This is a genomic window from Terriglobia bacterium (assembly GCA_020073185.1).
In the GTDB taxonomy this organism is placed as follows: domain Bacteria; phylum Acidobacteriota; class Terriglobia; order Terriglobales; family Acidobacteriaceae; genus JAIQGF01.
This window is the reverse complement of sequence record JAIQFT010000019.1, coordinates 14,204-28,574: the sequence shown is the minus strand read 5'-3', so window position 1 is coordinate 28,574 and position 14,371 is coordinate 14,204. Positions and strand designations below refer to the sequence as shown.

Below are 14,371 nucleotides of genomic sequence, written 5' to 3'. Positions count from 1 at the left end.
AGCGCATACTGTAGAAACTCACGGCAGCACTCGGAGGTCGCTGATGAACGCCGCAGCATCGAGCGACATGCCCCAACCCTCCGCCCAACAGATGCGGGAGCTGACGCTGCGCGGCTGCGAAATCGCGCGCCGGGCGGCGGCCGCCGCAGCCCTGGGCATCGCCACCGGCGCCGCTGAACCGCTCGATGCCGTCCGCGGTTACGAGGAAGATCTAGACGCGCTGGATCGTCAGGTCAATGAAGGTGTCACCACCGCCATTGCCGGCGTAAGCGAAGGCGAGGCCCGCGAACTTCTCTCATGCCTGAAGTTCATCCTGGAACTGGAGCGCATCGGCGATCTGCTGTTGAACGTTGCCAACCGCGCCGCTGCCGTCGCCGCGCGCATTGAGCCACTGGACGCATCCGACCTGAAGCACATGGCCGTGCTGCTGCAACAGATGCTCTCGGACGCCCTCATCGCATTTCGTGATCGCGACCTGCAACGTGCCCTTGCCGTCCTGCGTGCCGACGCCGAGATGGACCGCCTGCGCAACCTCATGTTCGTGCGCCACATTGATAATCCCGAACAACACGTGTGCCTGGAGAGCTTCCACCTGGTTTTCATGACCCAGACCCTGGAGCGCGCCGGGGACCACGCCAAGAACATGGGGGAGGAAGTCTGCCATCTGCTGACTGGCCGCAGCGTGCGCCACCTGCTGCGCGCTGCCGACAAGCCCTTCGAGGAGATGTTCGTAGACTTCATGCGCCGCCAGAGCGCAAAACGCTGACGGGGCGCGGGTTTTGGCCTTACCGCCGGTCCCGAAACTCACTGGAAAAAACCTGCTTATCTCGGGCAGCAATGGGTTCTTCTCGTGCCCGCTATGGAGTATAATTCGTGCATATCTTTGGGGTGAATTGTTCCTCGAATTGCGGCAATTTTTCTAGAAGACGAGGGTTTCTCCCATGAAAAGGACATTGACCGGCATCGGTATTTGCCTGGCTGTGCTATGCCTGGCCGCGCTTCCCGTGGCGGCGCAGAATGCGAATGCTTCCACACGTCCGCGCGTCGTTGTCTTTGGTGTGAACGGCATGGAGTGGGACATCATTCGTCCGCTCCTGGTAGAAGGGAAGCTGCCCAACCTGGCGCACCTGATCAAGAACGGCACCTACGGAAAACTGCGCACCGTCGAGGCGCCTAACTGCCCCAAGGTTTACAGCACCATCTTTACGAGCACGCCGCCGGCCGAGCATGGCGTCACCGGCTTCCTGGTGAACGGCATCACCGCCAACACCCACATGCTGAAAGAGGAGCCCATCTGGTCCTTCCTCTCCAAGGCGGGGGTGACGGTCGGCATGGCCAACGTCCCGGCGACTTTCCCGGTAATGCCGGTCAACGGCTATATGGTTAGCGGCATGCTTACCCGCGGCAAGGACTGCGAAGACGGCGTCCTGTGCGCTCCCAAGCTGACGGAGGTCGAAGGCGGCAAGGCGGTCTATCCCGACAGCCTGAAGCAGGAGTTGCTCACCAACGTCGGCGATTACTACATCGATTGCTCCCGCATGCCCTCCGCCGAGGAACTCAAGGGCAAGGAAGCACAGGTAGTCAACGCCTGGCTGGCCAAGGTGGACCTGATTCGCGCGCAGCAGACCAAGCTGTTCGATTATCTGCTGACTCACCATCCCAAGGACTTCACCTTCCTGGGCCAGTCCTGCGAGGACCGCGTCGGACACTGGCTCTATCCCATCCAGCCCTTCAACGCTGGCTACAACCCGAAGATCAATGATGTGCGCCTCAATGCATTCCCCAACCAGTACATCGCCATGGACAAGGTCTTGGGGACGATCCTGAAGCACACCGACGAGAACACCTACGTGTTCATGATCTCCGACCATGGCATCAAGCCGCTGCGCGAGTTCGAACAAACCGACCCGCACGCGCACATGGATCACGAGAAGACGACGCCGGTGATCGCCAAGCATGACTTCGCCGACGGCGACGACGTTCCCGGCTCCATCATCGCCATGGGACCGAACATCAAGAAGGACAACCGGCTGATGGGCTTGGAGGCGAGCGTGTTCGACATCGCTCCCACCTTGCTGTACATCTACGGCATCAAGCCTGGGCCGGAGATGCAGGGTCATGTGCTGACGGAGATCTTTACCGGCGGCGTGGCCCCGGTGAAAACCGCTTCGGCGGCACCGGCGTCGGCGGAACACTCGCACTGAGCGTCTTGGTTGCACGAGCCCGGTCCCGCCAAGGCCGGGCTTTTTATTTATGGGGTTCTCTTCGGCCCCAGGCGCGCGGCATTGGCGGCCGCTTTGCGGGCCTCGGCCTCATTGCCGGTGGCACGGTAGGCTTGTTCGAGCAGGGTGTACGCCGCGGCATTCTTCGGCTGCAGGCGCGTTACCTGCTCAAGCTGGCGGACGGCGGCGGAATATTCTTTGTCCTCCAGCAGAATGCGTCCTAACTCCAGCCTGACTCCGCTGTTTTCCGGCTGCATCAGGACCGCGGCCTCCAACTCGTCCGCTGCTTTCTTCCGTTGACCGCTTCGACCATATACCTCACCCAACAGCCATCGGGCCTCGAATTGTGTCGGCGCCAACCTGAGGCTTTGCTCCAGCGCCTCCGCCGCGCCTGCTTGGTCTCCGGCTTTCGCGCGCGCCACGCTCAGGTAGTAGAGAGCGTTGGAGTCGCTGGGGCGCAGGCTGACTGCGGCCGCGAGATGTTCGGCAGCTTGCGGGTAGTCCGCCGCCTTGATTTCCACTTGCCCAAGCTCTGATAGCGCCGGCGCCGACGACGCATCCAGCGCAACCGCCTTCTGCAAATCGGCGCGTGCTTCCTCTGTCCTGCCATCCTCGATAGCAAGATCGGCCTTGTGAATCAAATTTTGGATTTCGATCTTGTCCTTGGGATCGGGCAGCAGCGACGGCTCGGGAACCGTTGTCGAGCCGCGGGTCTCGGGAAAATATCCCAGCGCCTTCAACTCGGCGATCTTCTCTGGGCCCACCGCTCCCTCCGAGGTCGGGTTCAACGGCGGCAGCGTTGCCACCATCGCGCGCAGTTCCCGGACTTTCGCGTCCCACGGCGCGTACAGGCTGTGGAGTTCGCCGGGATCGGCGTGTAGGTCGTACAGCTCCGGCTGCGGCCCTTCGATGTACTTGAAGCCGGTGGCGCGCGCCGCCCGTAGCGGCGCCCACCCGAAGTGCAGTGGATACTCCGTTTCCGCCAGCGCTGGCCGATCGGCAGTTTCGCTGCCCTGGAGGTCTGGCTTCAACGACGTTCCATCGAACTTCGACGGCGCCTTGATGCCCAGCACGTCCAGCACCGTGGGCAGCAGGTCGGTGGTGCGCACCTGCGCAGCGATGGTCCGGCCTGCACGCGCGCTACCCGGCAATTTGATCAGCAGCGGCACATGCGTGGTCGAGTCATAAAGAAAGATGCCGTGGGTGTCCTCGCGATGCTCGCCCAAACCCTCGCCGTGGTCGCCCACGATGATTACCAGCGCGTTGTCGTACCGGCCTTGTTGCCGCAGGAAGCGAAGGAAATGCCCCAGGGCAGCGTCGGCATAGGCAATCTCGCCATCGTAGAGATGGTCCTTGTATTTTTCGCTGTAAGGCGCCGGCGGCTCGTAGGGATCGTGCGCGTCGTAGAAATGCACCCACACAAACTGCGGGGCGGCGCGATGGGCTCGCAGCCAGTCTTCCGCGCGCTGCGCCACCTCCATCCCGCGGCGCTCCACCCGCCCCCAACGCGACTTGCCGGGAGCTTTCTCGGGGAAGTTGTCGTAGAAGTCGAAGCCGCGGTCGAAGCCCGGCGCCAGCGCTTTGCTATCGAGAATCACCGCTCCGATGAACGCCGCCGTGTGATAGCCATTTCCCTTCAGCAGTTCCGCCCAGGTCGGATATTTCGCCGCCAGGGGCGAGCCGAAATCCCGCACTCCATGCGTGGAGGGATAATCGCCGGTCAGAATGCTGGCGTGAGAGCTGTTGGTAATCGGGCTGACGGTGAACGCCTCGGTGAAGCGCGCGCCGTCCGCCGCCACGGCATCAAGGTTGGGCGTCTGCACCCGCTTGTAGCCATAGCAGCCGACATGGTCCGCGCGCAGCGTATCCATGGTGATCAGATAAACGTCGGGGCGCGGCCGCGGCTCGGCTGTGGTGCCAGGTTTGGCTTGCGCTTGCAGCAGCGTCGCTGCGCTGAGAAACAAAGCGAGGTGGGAGAAACGGGCACGCATCAGTGGGTCAGGCTAGCACAAACCGCGTTATACTGCCGTTCCTGCAAACTCGAAAGACCTGACGCGTGCCCGACCTCACTTCTCCCGCTCTGAGCCTCTCCGCCGCCGTCACCTGGGGCGCAGGTGACTTCAGCGGTGGCATTGCCGCCAAGACCGCCAACGCTTTCAACGTTGTGGTGGTCGCGCACGCCACAGGCCTGGTGTTCATGCTGTCGCTGGCCCTGCTGTTCGGCGAACCGGTTCCGGGTTCAACCACCCTGCTTTGGGGAGCGGTCGCGGGCGTGATTGGCGGCATCGGCCTGGCGGCCTTTTACAAGGCTTTGGCCATCGGTACCATGGGCATCAACGCGCCTCTCTCAGCCGTGATCACCGCGCTGGTTCCACTGCTGTTCAGCTTCATCACCGAAGGTCTGCCGCATGCGGTTCAGATAATCGGGTTTACGCTGGCGATGCTGAGTATCTGGATGATCGCCTCGCCGCACGGCGCCTCCGGTAAATCCAAAGGCCTCGCCCTCGCCGTGCTCGCCGGCATCGGTTTCGGCGGCTTTCTTCTCTGCATCAAGCTGGCGGGATCGCAATCGGTGTTCTGGCCGCTGGTCTCCGCCCGCGCTGCCTCGACGCTTCTGATGCTGGCCATTTTTCTGCTGTCTAGCGGCGCTTGGAACATGGGCCACGCCGCGCTGTCCTGGATGCTGCTGGCGGGCGTCTTCGACTCCGGCGCCAATGCGCTGTTCGTCGCCGCCGCCCATCGCGGCCGCCTGGACGTGGCTGCCGTGCTCTCCTCTCTCTATCCCGCCAGCACGGTCGTACTGGCCCGCTTGGTGCTGAAGGAACATCTTTCGCGGTTGCAGTTCGCCGGCATGGTGCTCGCGCTTTTCGCGGTTGCCATGATCGCCGGAAGATGAGCCCGGCGCGCGCTCCATGCCGCCCGTGGCGCGCACGACCATATATAATAAAGCGCACTTGCAGTGTTTCCTGTCATGCGTCTCCGCAATTTCATTCGGGCGTCGATCCTCTGTTTGTGCTGTCTCGCCGCACAGGCCGGCTGGGCGGGGGTTTCCGATAAGCCGAACGTCCTGATCGTTACCATCGATACGCTGCGCGCCGACCACGTCGGCTGCTACGGCTACAAGCCAGCGCAGACGCCGAACATTGACAGCCTCGCCGCCGATGGCGTGCTTTTCAAGCAGGCATTCACGCCGGTCCCGATTACGCTTCCGTCGCACACGGTGATCTTCACTGGCACCTACCCGATGCTGAGTGGCATGCACGACTTCAGCGGCAACCGCGTCAGCCCGAACCAGCCGACGCTGGCTTCCATCCTGAAGGACAATGGATACACGACCGGGGCGGTGATCGCCTCCGCCGTGCTCGATTCGCGCTTTGGCCTGAATCGCGGCTTCGACTTCTACTACGACCACTTCGATTTCAACCGCCTGCTGGAAACCAATCTCGATGCCATGGAGCGCCCGGCCAACGTGGTTGTCGACCAAGCCCTGCGCTGGTTGGAGCAGCACTATCAGAAGCGGTTTCTGCTCTGGGTGCACCTTTACGATCCGCATCATCCGTATAATCCGCCGGCACCTTATCGCGAAACTTTCAAGGCTCAACCTTATGACGGCGAGATCGCCTTCGCCGACGCGCAGCTTGGGCGCATTCTCGCCTTTTTGCGGAAAAAAGGTGTGTATGGCCATACCCTGATTGTCTTCTTGGCCGATCACGGCGAGGGCCTGGGCGATCACGGTGAAGAGAACCATGGTTTTTTCATCTACAACTCCACCTTGCACGTGCCGCTCATCTTCAAGCTGCCCGCGGCGGGTGCGCGTCGCCAGGTAACGCAGGCGGTCAGCACGGTGGACGTGCTGCCGACCATCCTTGGCGAATTGCAGATCGCGGTCCCCAAGGCGGTGCAGGGACGCACGCTGGCGGCGGCCTTGCGCGGAAGAACCGCCGATGCGAGTCCGATCTACAGCGAGAGTTTCCTGCCGCGCCTGCATTTCAACTGGAGCGAATTGCGCGGCTTGCAGGACCAATCGTACAAGTTCATCGACGGGCCGAAGCCCGAACTGTACGATCTCTCCTCGGATCCCGGCGAACTCCACAATTTGTACGCCGCCAAACCCGCGGTGTCGCAGGAACTGCAGTTGCGCCTCGGCTCGGTGGTAACCAAGTACACGCAAGGCCAGGGCATGGCGGAGAAAACCCCGCTCGATCCCGCACTCGCCGAGCGGCTGCGAGCGCTCGGTTACACCGCGTTTGCCGGCGGCGGCGATCCGGCGGTGAGCAATCGCAATCTCCCCGACGCCAAGGATCGCCTCGATTTCTACCAGCAGTTCGCCGACGCGATGGACGACAGCCAGCATCACCGCTACACCGATGCGGTCGAGAAACTCAAGCCACTGCTGAAGACGGAGCCCGAATCCGTGCCGGTGCGCTATCTGCTGGGCTCGAACTATTACCGCATGAAACAATTTTCCGAAGCGGTGGAGGAGTTTCAGCGCGTCGTGAAGCTCAGCTCCGACTACGCGCTGGGGGTTTATTGGCTGGGTTTGTCGTATGCGGAAACGGGTCAGTATGAAAGCGCGATTGCGTCGTTCCAGCAGACGTTGAAGCTCGATGACACGAACTTCTCGGCCGCCTTCAACATGGGTGCGGCCGAGCTGCGCCTGGGGCACATGGATGAAGCCGTCGACGCATTCCGCAAGTCGGTCACGATTTATCCCGAATATGCGCAGGGATATCTCGCCCTCGGCGAAGTGCTGCTCTACCAGTCGAAGGTCGATGACGCGCTGCAGCAACTGCAGAATGCGGTGCGGCTCCAGCCCGAGAATCCGCGTGCGCACGCCTCGCTGGCGAAGGCGCTGGAGGCCAAGGGCCGTCACGCCGAAGCGGTGGAGGAGATGAAGCGGGGGGGAGCGCCCAACCCGTAAGCCAGCATGATGTCCATCGCCAAAGCGACTCGATGCGTATGGCTCGTACTTTTGCTGGCCTGCGCTGTCGCGGCAGCTCAAAATGCGGGACACGTTCCTGCGCGCAAGCCAGCGGCGCCAGCGCGAACTCGCCCCAACGTGCTGCTGGTCACGATTGATACCGTCCGCGCCGACCACATCGGATGCTACGGCGCAACCAGCGTCAAGACGCCGACGATCGACGCACTGGCCAAGGACGGAGTGCTTTTCGAGCGCGCCCTCTCGCAGGTGCCGCTGACCTGGCCTTCGCACGTTGCGATCCTCACCGGAACCTATCCTTTTCACAACGGCGTGCAGGACTTCAGCGGACAGCCGCTGGCGGCGGACTTCCGCTCCATCGCGCAGGCGTTCGCCGATCACGGCTACGCGACCGCGGCCGTGATCAGTTCGTTTGTGCTCAATCGAAGCTGGGGACTGGCGCGCGGCTTTGCCCACTACGACGATGCGTTTGCCGGGAACGCGTTTCTGGAGACCGGTGTCGGCCTGGTGGAGCGCAAAGCGGAGGAAAGTGTCAACCACAGCTTGGCCTGGCTCAACCATCGCCCTGCGAAGCCGTTTTTCTTCTGGCTGCACCTCTACGATCCACACAGCGGCTACGATCCGCCGGAACCGTTTCGCTCCGAGTATCACGATCACCTGTACGACGGCGAAATCGCCTATGCCGACGCGCAACTGGGGCGCGTCATCGCGTGGCTGAAGCAGAACCATTTGTACGACAACACCATCATCGTGGTGCTGAGCGACCACGGCGAATCACTGGGAGAGCATGGCGAGAGGGAACATGGGTTCTTTATCTACAACGCCACGTTGCATGTGCCGCTGGTGATCAAGCCGGCGGGAGGAGCGGAGCGCGGCCGGCGGCTGGACGATGTCGCCGAGATTACCGCCGTGGCGCCGACGCTGCTCAAGCTGGCGGGAATCAGTGATCGCATTTCGGCGCAATTCGACACCGCGCCACTGCTGCCAAAACCCAGGCTGGACGCGGCTTATAGCGAGACGTTCTATCCTTTCAGCTCCTTTGGCTGGAACCCGCTGCGCAGCGTCGAGACCAGCGACTTCCACTACATCGAAGCGCCTCGGCCTGAGCTCTACAACTTGCGCAGCGATCCGCGCGAACTGCACAACCTGTTCGCCGACCAACCCGCAACCGCGGCGGCGCTGAAGCAACGGTTGAGCGAGCGCGTGGCGCGAGCTCCGTCGCAGGCTCCCGGAACGCGCGCCGGCGCCGACGATGCGGTCACGGAAAAGCTGCGCGCGTTGGGCTACCTGGCTTATCGTTCGCCAGTGCCGGCGTCCGCGCTGGATAAGCCTTTGCCCGATCCCAAAGACAAAATTCAGGTCCTGGAGGCGATCTTGCAAGCCTCCGACGCGTTTCGCGCCGGCAAGCCCAAAGAGGGCGAAGCCTTGCTGCGGCAGGTGCTAGAGAAGGATCCCGACCTGTACGTTGTTCCGTTCATGATCGGCGAGGAGGCGCTAGACCGGAAGGAATGGGCGGAAGCAACCACGCAGCTTGAAAAAGCGCTGCAGCTCAACCCTGAATTCGACCAGGCGATGACCGCGGTGGCGCGCAGCCTGCACGAGCAGGGGCGAGACGAGGACGCAGAGAAGTGGGTGAAGAAGGCAATTGAGAAGAATTCACGCAACTTCCGTGCTTGGTACGAGCTGGGGTGGATCCAGGCCCGCGGCAAGCCGAAAGAAGCCTTGGTCGCGTTGCATAAAACGATTGAAATCCAGCCCAACTTTGCCTTGGCATATCGCGACATTGGCATGATCGAGTTCCAAGCGCGCGATTACGCCCAAGCGGCGCAACATCTGCAGCAAGCTGTCGACCTTGGGTTGTCTAAGCCCGTCCTGCTGAATTATTTGGGAATTGCTTACAGCCAGACGGGACAGCTCGAAAAAGCGGTGGCCAGTTATCGCGCGGCATTGCAGCAGATGCCCGACTTGGCGGAAGCGCACTTGAACTTGGGCTTTGCCTACGAGCGCCTGCAACAGGGCGCGCGCGCTGCCCAAGAATACGCCACCGCCTGCCGGCTCGATGTGAAATTATGCAACCCGCGCTAGCGCGAATCCACAGTTGGTGTATCCAGGGCTAAAGCCCATTTTGCGGGTGGAAAGCAATCCACCGGCCTGAAGGCCGGTGCTTCCACCGTATACGGATATAACAACGATGGAACGGCCGAAGCTACTTCCGCGACGATGGGGTTTCCAGTCTCTGCAGGACTTCCCGCGCTTTGGGCGCCAGCGGATCGGCGGGCGCCACCCGGAGAAACTCCCGCAACTGAGAAATGGCATCGTCGGAGCGCTGCTGCAGCAGGTACAGATTCACCAGTTCCAGATGGGGGCGGGTCATCTTGGGATTGAGTTCCAGTGCGCGCTTGAGTGCGCGTTCCGCGTCGGCATACTTGCCCTTGCGCTCCTCCACCGATCCTTGCACAAACAGGCCGAAGGCGGAGTCGGGCTGCTTGCGAAAACCTTCCTGGAGATAGTGCTCCGCGTCGGGCAACCTGCCGGTGAGAAGCAGCAGATTGGCCATGTTGAAGTAGACCTTGGGGTCCGCTGGGGCGAGCCGGACGGCTTGCTCTAACTCCTTTTGCGCATCGGCGAACTGGGATCTGCCAATGAGCAGGGCGCCCAAGTTGTTGTGGGCGTCCGCGAAATTTGAGGCCTCCTTGATGGCCTTGCGATAGTGATCCATGGCTTCGTCAGGTTTGTCCTGAGCTTCCGACTTAACGCCATGCTCGAATTCCTTAACCGCTTTCTTGGAATACATCCTGGTCAAATCGGGAGCGCTTACGATATAAGCGCCGCTGGTCGCAGGCGATTTGCCCGCGCGCTCCATGAGCATCACCTGCATCACGTAGACGGGTTGGATGTCAGGCCTGAGTTCGGCAGCTATATCCACCGACTGATACTGATCGTCGTTGATCATCACGTGATACATGTTGGCATAGATCGCATTGAACCCGAATCGTCCCTCGGCATCGGTATAGGTGGACTGAATCGTTGCGCCCCGCACCTGAAGATTGACGAGCACCGGCTCAGGGAAACTGCCGCGAACCACACGCGCGACCCCAACAATGGACCCCATGGATTGTGACCAGGCAAGCGGAACAATTGCGAACAGGAAGGCCAGAGCGGCAAATCGGATAAAGATTCGGCCTCGCATTGGGTGCCCCAAAGATTCCGATTTATAGCACAGTTCCGCTGGCCTGCCTCCAGGCCAGAAAAAAATGGCCTACCCCTTTCGAGGTAAGCCCCGCACAAGTCTTAATGCTAGAAACTCAGCTTCACCCCAAACTGCAGGTTGCGAGGATTCAAGGTCGCCCCTGCCTGGCCGAAGCTCTTCTGGTCGATACGGTTGTGTGGACCGTTGGCCCCAGCAGCCGTGCTGGCCAGCAGGAAGTTGGTGTGGTTAAACACGTTGAAGCCCTCGGCGCGCAGTTGCAGACCGACCCTCTCCGTCACCTTGAAGTTCTTGAAGAGAGACATGTCAGCATCCCACTGTCCCGGCCCAACGAACTGGTTCCGGCGGAGGTCTCCGCCGCAGCCTAGGCAGGGAGCGGAGAACATCGTCGAGGTTGCGCAATCGCCGCTCGTGCACACGAACGCGCCGCCCCAGCCGTTGGCCCACATGTCGTGAGTGGCGCTGCCGAAACCACTGGCGACGAAGTTAGGACGGGCGTTCCGATCGGTTGAGCCGATGGAACTGAGCGTAAAGTCGCCGCCATGGTTGAAACAGTTGCCGCTGTTGACATCAGCCGCGGTGCACGTCGCTCCGGCAGCATTGAGCAGAACGGCGCTGGCTTTGTTGAACGGCGACCAGTGCGCGCCGGTCTGGAACGACCAGATGCCGTTGTACTGCCAGCCGTTGAGGATGGCCCCCATGAAACCGTTGTGGTGGCCAAGCGGAATATCCCACACGTAATTGAACACCACGCGGTGGCGGATGTCGAAGATGGAGTTGCCGTAGTCCAACGACGGATTCATCCACTCGGTAGTGTAAGAGTCGCCGGCTGCTGCGGCATTCGCCGTGGTAGCACCGCTATGCCAACTGGAACCATCATCCAGGCTGTGACTCCAGGTGTAGTTCAGGTTGAACAACAGTCCGTGGCTGGTTTGCTTTTTCACCGCGACCTGGAGGGCGTTGTACTTGGAATAGTTCTCGTTCAACCAGGTGCGCAGTGTCCCGTAGTTCTGATTGATTACGTGTCCCGGGTAGCCACAAAGGGTTTGTCCGATATTATCTGTCACGCAGCTTCCGACCGGCAAGCGAGCACCCGGGATTCGGTTGGTGTTGTCGGCGCGGAACAGCTTGTGACCCTGGGTCCCAACATAATCCACCTCGAGCGAAAGCTTGGGCAGGATTTCATGCTGCACGCTGAGATAGTAGTTGTACACGTAGGGGTCTTTGATGTCCTTCGGCACGATACCGGTCAGGTTGGCGAAGTCCGGGTTCCCCGGATACCAGCCGCTGATATTGCCGGTGGCCTGTACGCCGACGCCCTGTCCGATGCCGGTCGGCCCTCCTAGGTAGGTTGGGGTCGCGCCGCTGGGCATGCATTGGCCGGCGGCCTGCGCGTTGAGCGAGCCGGTGCAGACCATGGGGCCATAAATGACGTTGGCATTCCCGCCGTCGAGGTTCACGTCGTCGGCCGCACCGAAGGAGTAGAACGGCGGGTTCCAACGCGAGTTGGACAGCGGGTTGTAGAGGGTCCCCTCGTAGGAGACGCCGAATCCGCCGCGCAACGCTGTCTTGCCGTTGCCGAAGACGTCCCAGGCAAAGCCAACGCGCGGACCGAAGTTGTTGTGGTCGCCGGAACCGAGAGAATTCGCGGCGGCGAATCCGCCCGAACCGCACTCTCCCGCCAGCACTCCGCGGTTGTTGAACGGCGCTACCGTGATGCACGGCGTATTGGCCGACTGAAGTCCTGCGGCAAATGCCGTGCCGTTCTTAAAGACGTCGCCGCCGGTAAGGGTTGTGCTCGTACCATAGATGAACTGCGTCTGCTGGTTGTTCAGCTCAACGTGGCGGGTGAACAGGTCCCAGCGCAGACCAAGATTCAGGGTCAAGGTCTTGCTGACCTTCCAGTCGTCCTGGAAGTAGGCGCCAACTTCCAGGTTGCGCCAGTGGCGGTAATTGTCGAACAACTGGGCGGAATTGGTGCCGGAAATGAAGCCCGGATCGGTACCTGCCGTCTCGAAGTAAGGAGCGTCGACCGCGAACATCACCGGGTCAGAGAACTCATACGAAGGACGAGCAATGTTGAACTCGCTGTTCTCGATGTTGCGCTTGATGTCGACTCCCACCTTCAAGTTGTGCTTGCCGTGGCTGATGGAAAGCATGTCGCCGTAGCTGTATTGATGTTCCTTGAAGACTTGGGGGTAGCCGCTGTAGGAGCCAAAGCCAGTGGTACCGTCGTCAAAGTAAATCGAGGGTACGCCGGGCAGTGCCGTGCCAATGCCGGTGTTGTTCTCGGTATAGCCGACACGGGCCTCGTTCACAATGTTGGAGCTGATAGTGTGATCCCAGACAGCCTGGCCGGTGGGAAAGATGTTGCGCGTCGGATTGGTAAAGCCGCGCGAACAGGCCGCAGTGCAAGGGCCGTAGGTGTCGCTTTCGCGCAGCCAGTTGTACTGGATGAAGAAGCGGTTGCGGTCGCTGGGCTGATAGTCGATTCTGCCCGAAGCTTCCTTGCCTTGGAACAGGTTGCCAATCGTCTGCACCTGTGTGCCAAAGACGGCGACGCTGTCGCACTCGTACGGGATTCCACCCGCCGGAATGGATGCCGCCAGCGCCGTGAGCCGGGCATCAACCCACGGGACCCCGGTTGCGTGCCCCGTCACGTCCGCTGGCGTAAGGGTGGTGCAATTGCTGCCGGCGATCGAAGGCACAAAGTTCTTATACAGCAGGTTTGACACGCTGCTCGCCAAGGCCCCTGTATTGGCTACGGCAGCGCGGAATTGCGGCGATTCGATGGTTGTGGTGATGGGCGGCGCGATGGTGTTGAAGTGGTCCTGCTGGTACGAGACGAAGACGAACAGCTTGTCCTTGATAATCGGCCCACCCAAGGTGCCGCCAAACTGGTTGAAGCGCAGCTTGGGCTTCGGCACTCCCTGCTGCTTCAGGAAGTACTCGTTGGCGTCGACCTTGTCGCTGCGCAGGAAGTCCCAGCCGCTGCCGTGCCAGGAGTTGGTACCGGACTTGGTCACCAGGTTGGTGATGGAGCCCGCGCTGCTGCCATACTGGGCGGAGTTGTTGAGCGTGAGCTGCTGGAATTCCTGCACCGTGTCCTGAATCGGAACGTTGACCACGCCGCCGCTTAAACCCTTATTCGAGACGCCGTTTACCAGAAACCCATTGAAGTCCTCGCGCAGGCCGTTGACCACTGTGCCGTGGCCGTTTTCCATGACCACGCCCTGCACGTTGACGGCGCCGGGGGCCATCTGGATCAGGTCGTAGACGTTGCGCCCGTTGAGTGGCAGGTTGGCCACCTGCGTCCCGGTCACAACCTGTCCTAGTTGGGAACTCTCGGTGTTGACCGCCGGTGGAGCGCCGGTAACCTCCACCACTTCGCTGACCGCGCCGACCTGGAGCTTGAAGTCGTTGTGCGCAATCGAACCGGCGTTCACCACAACGTTGGTATGCGATTCCGACTTGAAGCCCTGGGCTTCAACCGTCACCCGGTAGGCGCCGACCGGCACCTGGTTGGCCGTAAAGTGGCCCGACTGGTTGGAAGTGGCGGTGGCGGTGAAATCGGTCGCCTGATTCTTGATGGTAACTTTGGCGTTGGCGATGGCGGCGCCGGAAGGATCGGTGACGTCTCCGGACACCGTGCCGTTCTGGATTTGAGCTAGAGCGCTAAGGCTCAACATAGTGGTGAGCAGCAGAACCAATAGGCAGGCAAATGCGACCCTTCCTAGGCCAAACGGTAGTCTCATCGCAACCCCCTGAAAGTGAACAACATTGAGAACAATTGCTGATTATTCAGTGGTTCGTGCACCCCACTACCAAACGGCTTACAACCAGTAAATTACTGGGACCCTAAGTCGTGGGCCCTGGCTGGGTGGGAAGAACACTTCGCAGATTAGCAATTTGGTCACTAACCGGGAATACCCCACCCCTGAGTGACATTTAATAGGGCACGTTGTTGCCCAAACCCGTAATCAAGGCGGATCAACTAGTTGG

At 61.1% G+C, this 14,371-nt stretch carries 8 protein-coding genes; 5 read left to right on the top strand and 3 right to left on the bottom strand.

Annotated features, from left to right (window positions below; genetic code table 11):
* Positions 1-43 precede the first annotated feature (43 nt).
* The gene (locus LAN64_09060; GenBank protein ID MBZ5567985.1) at positions 44-766 is read left to right on the top strand and encodes a phosphate uptake regulator PhoU; all 723 of its coding nucleotides are present in this window, start codon (positions 44-46) and stop codon (positions 764-766) included.
* A gap of 175 nt (positions 767-941) precedes the next feature.
* Positions 942-2,204 (top strand): alkaline phosphatase family protein, encoded by a 1,263-nt coding sequence (locus tag LAN64_09055; protein MBZ5567984.1) that lies wholly within the window; start codon positions 942-944, stop codon positions 2,202-2,204.
* A 47-nt stretch (positions 2,205-2,251) separates the two neighbouring features.
* On the opposite strand, the gene LAN64_09050 is transcribed toward LAN64_09055, so the two are convergent.
* Positions 2,252-4,213, bottom strand: coding sequence for a sulfatase-like hydrolase/transferase (locus tag LAN64_09050; GenBank protein ID MBZ5567983.1), 1,962 nt, complete (start codon positions 4,211-4,213; stop codon positions 2,252-2,254).
* A gap of 65 nt (positions 4,214-4,278) precedes the next feature.
* Here LAN64_09050 and LAN64_09045 point away from each other — a divergent pair, with 65 nt between their 5' ends.
* From LAN64_09045 to LAN64_09035, 3 genes are all read left to right on the top strand, one after another.
* On the top strand, positions 4,279-5,118 hold the full coding sequence (locus tag LAN64_09045) for a DMT family transporter (GenBank protein ID MBZ5567982.1): 840 nt from the start codon (positions 4,279-4,281) through the stop codon (positions 5,116-5,118).
* A gap of 75 nt (positions 5,119-5,193) precedes the next feature.
* On the top strand, positions 5,194-7,143 hold the full coding sequence (locus tag LAN64_09040; protein ID MBZ5567981.1) for a sulfatase-like hydrolase/transferase: 1,950 nt from the start codon (positions 5,194-5,196) through the stop codon (positions 7,141-7,143).
* Positions 7,144-7,281: 138 nt separating this feature from the next.
* Positions 7,282-9,246: a sulfatase-like hydrolase/transferase gene (locus LAN64_09035; protein ID MBZ5567980.1), complete on the top strand. Its 1,965-nt coding sequence runs from the start codon at positions 7,282-7,284 to the stop codon at positions 9,244-9,246.
* 121 nt (positions 9,247-9,367) lie between these two features.
* Here the strand turns inward: LAN64_09035 and LAN64_09030 are convergent, their stop codons facing one another.
* Complete coding sequence (locus LAN64_09030; protein MBZ5567979.1) at positions 9,368-10,351, bottom strand: tetratricopeptide repeat protein; 984 nt, start codon at positions 10,349-10,351, stop codon at positions 9,368-9,370.
* 107 nt (positions 10,352-10,458) lie between these two features.
* Complete coding sequence (locus LAN64_09025; protein ID MBZ5567978.1) at positions 10,459-14,124, bottom strand: carboxypeptidase regulatory-like domain-containing protein; 3,666 nt, start codon at positions 14,122-14,124, stop codon at positions 10,459-10,461.
* Positions 14,125-14,371: the final 247 nt, after the last annotated feature.

What these genes read in the sequence shown, in the direction of transcription:
- LAN64_09060 (MBZ5567985.1), top strand. Translation starts at nt 44, where the DNA reads ATGAACGCCGCAGCATCGAGCGACATGCCCCAACCCTCCGCCCAACAG.
- LAN64_09055 (MBZ5567984.1), top strand. Translation starts at nt 942, where the DNA reads ATGAAAAGGACATTGACCGGCATCGGTATTTGCCTGGCTGTGCTATGC.
- LAN64_09050 (MBZ5567983.1), bottom strand. Translation starts at nt 4,213, where the DNA reads ATGCGTGCCCGTTTCTCCCACCTCGCTTTGTTTCTCAGCGCAGCGACG.
- LAN64_09040 (MBZ5567981.1), top strand. Translation starts at nt 5,194, where the DNA reads ATGCGTCTCCGCAATTTCATTCGGGCGTCGATCCTCTGTTTGTGCTGT.
- LAN64_09030 (MBZ5567979.1), bottom strand. Translation starts at nt 10,351, where the DNA reads ATGCGAGGCCGAATCTTTATCCGATTTGCCGCTCTGGCCTTCCTGTTC.
- LAN64_09025 (MBZ5567978.1), bottom strand. Translation starts at nt 14,124, where the DNA reads ATGAGACTACCGTTTGGCCTAGGAAGGGTCGCATTTGCCTGCCTATTG.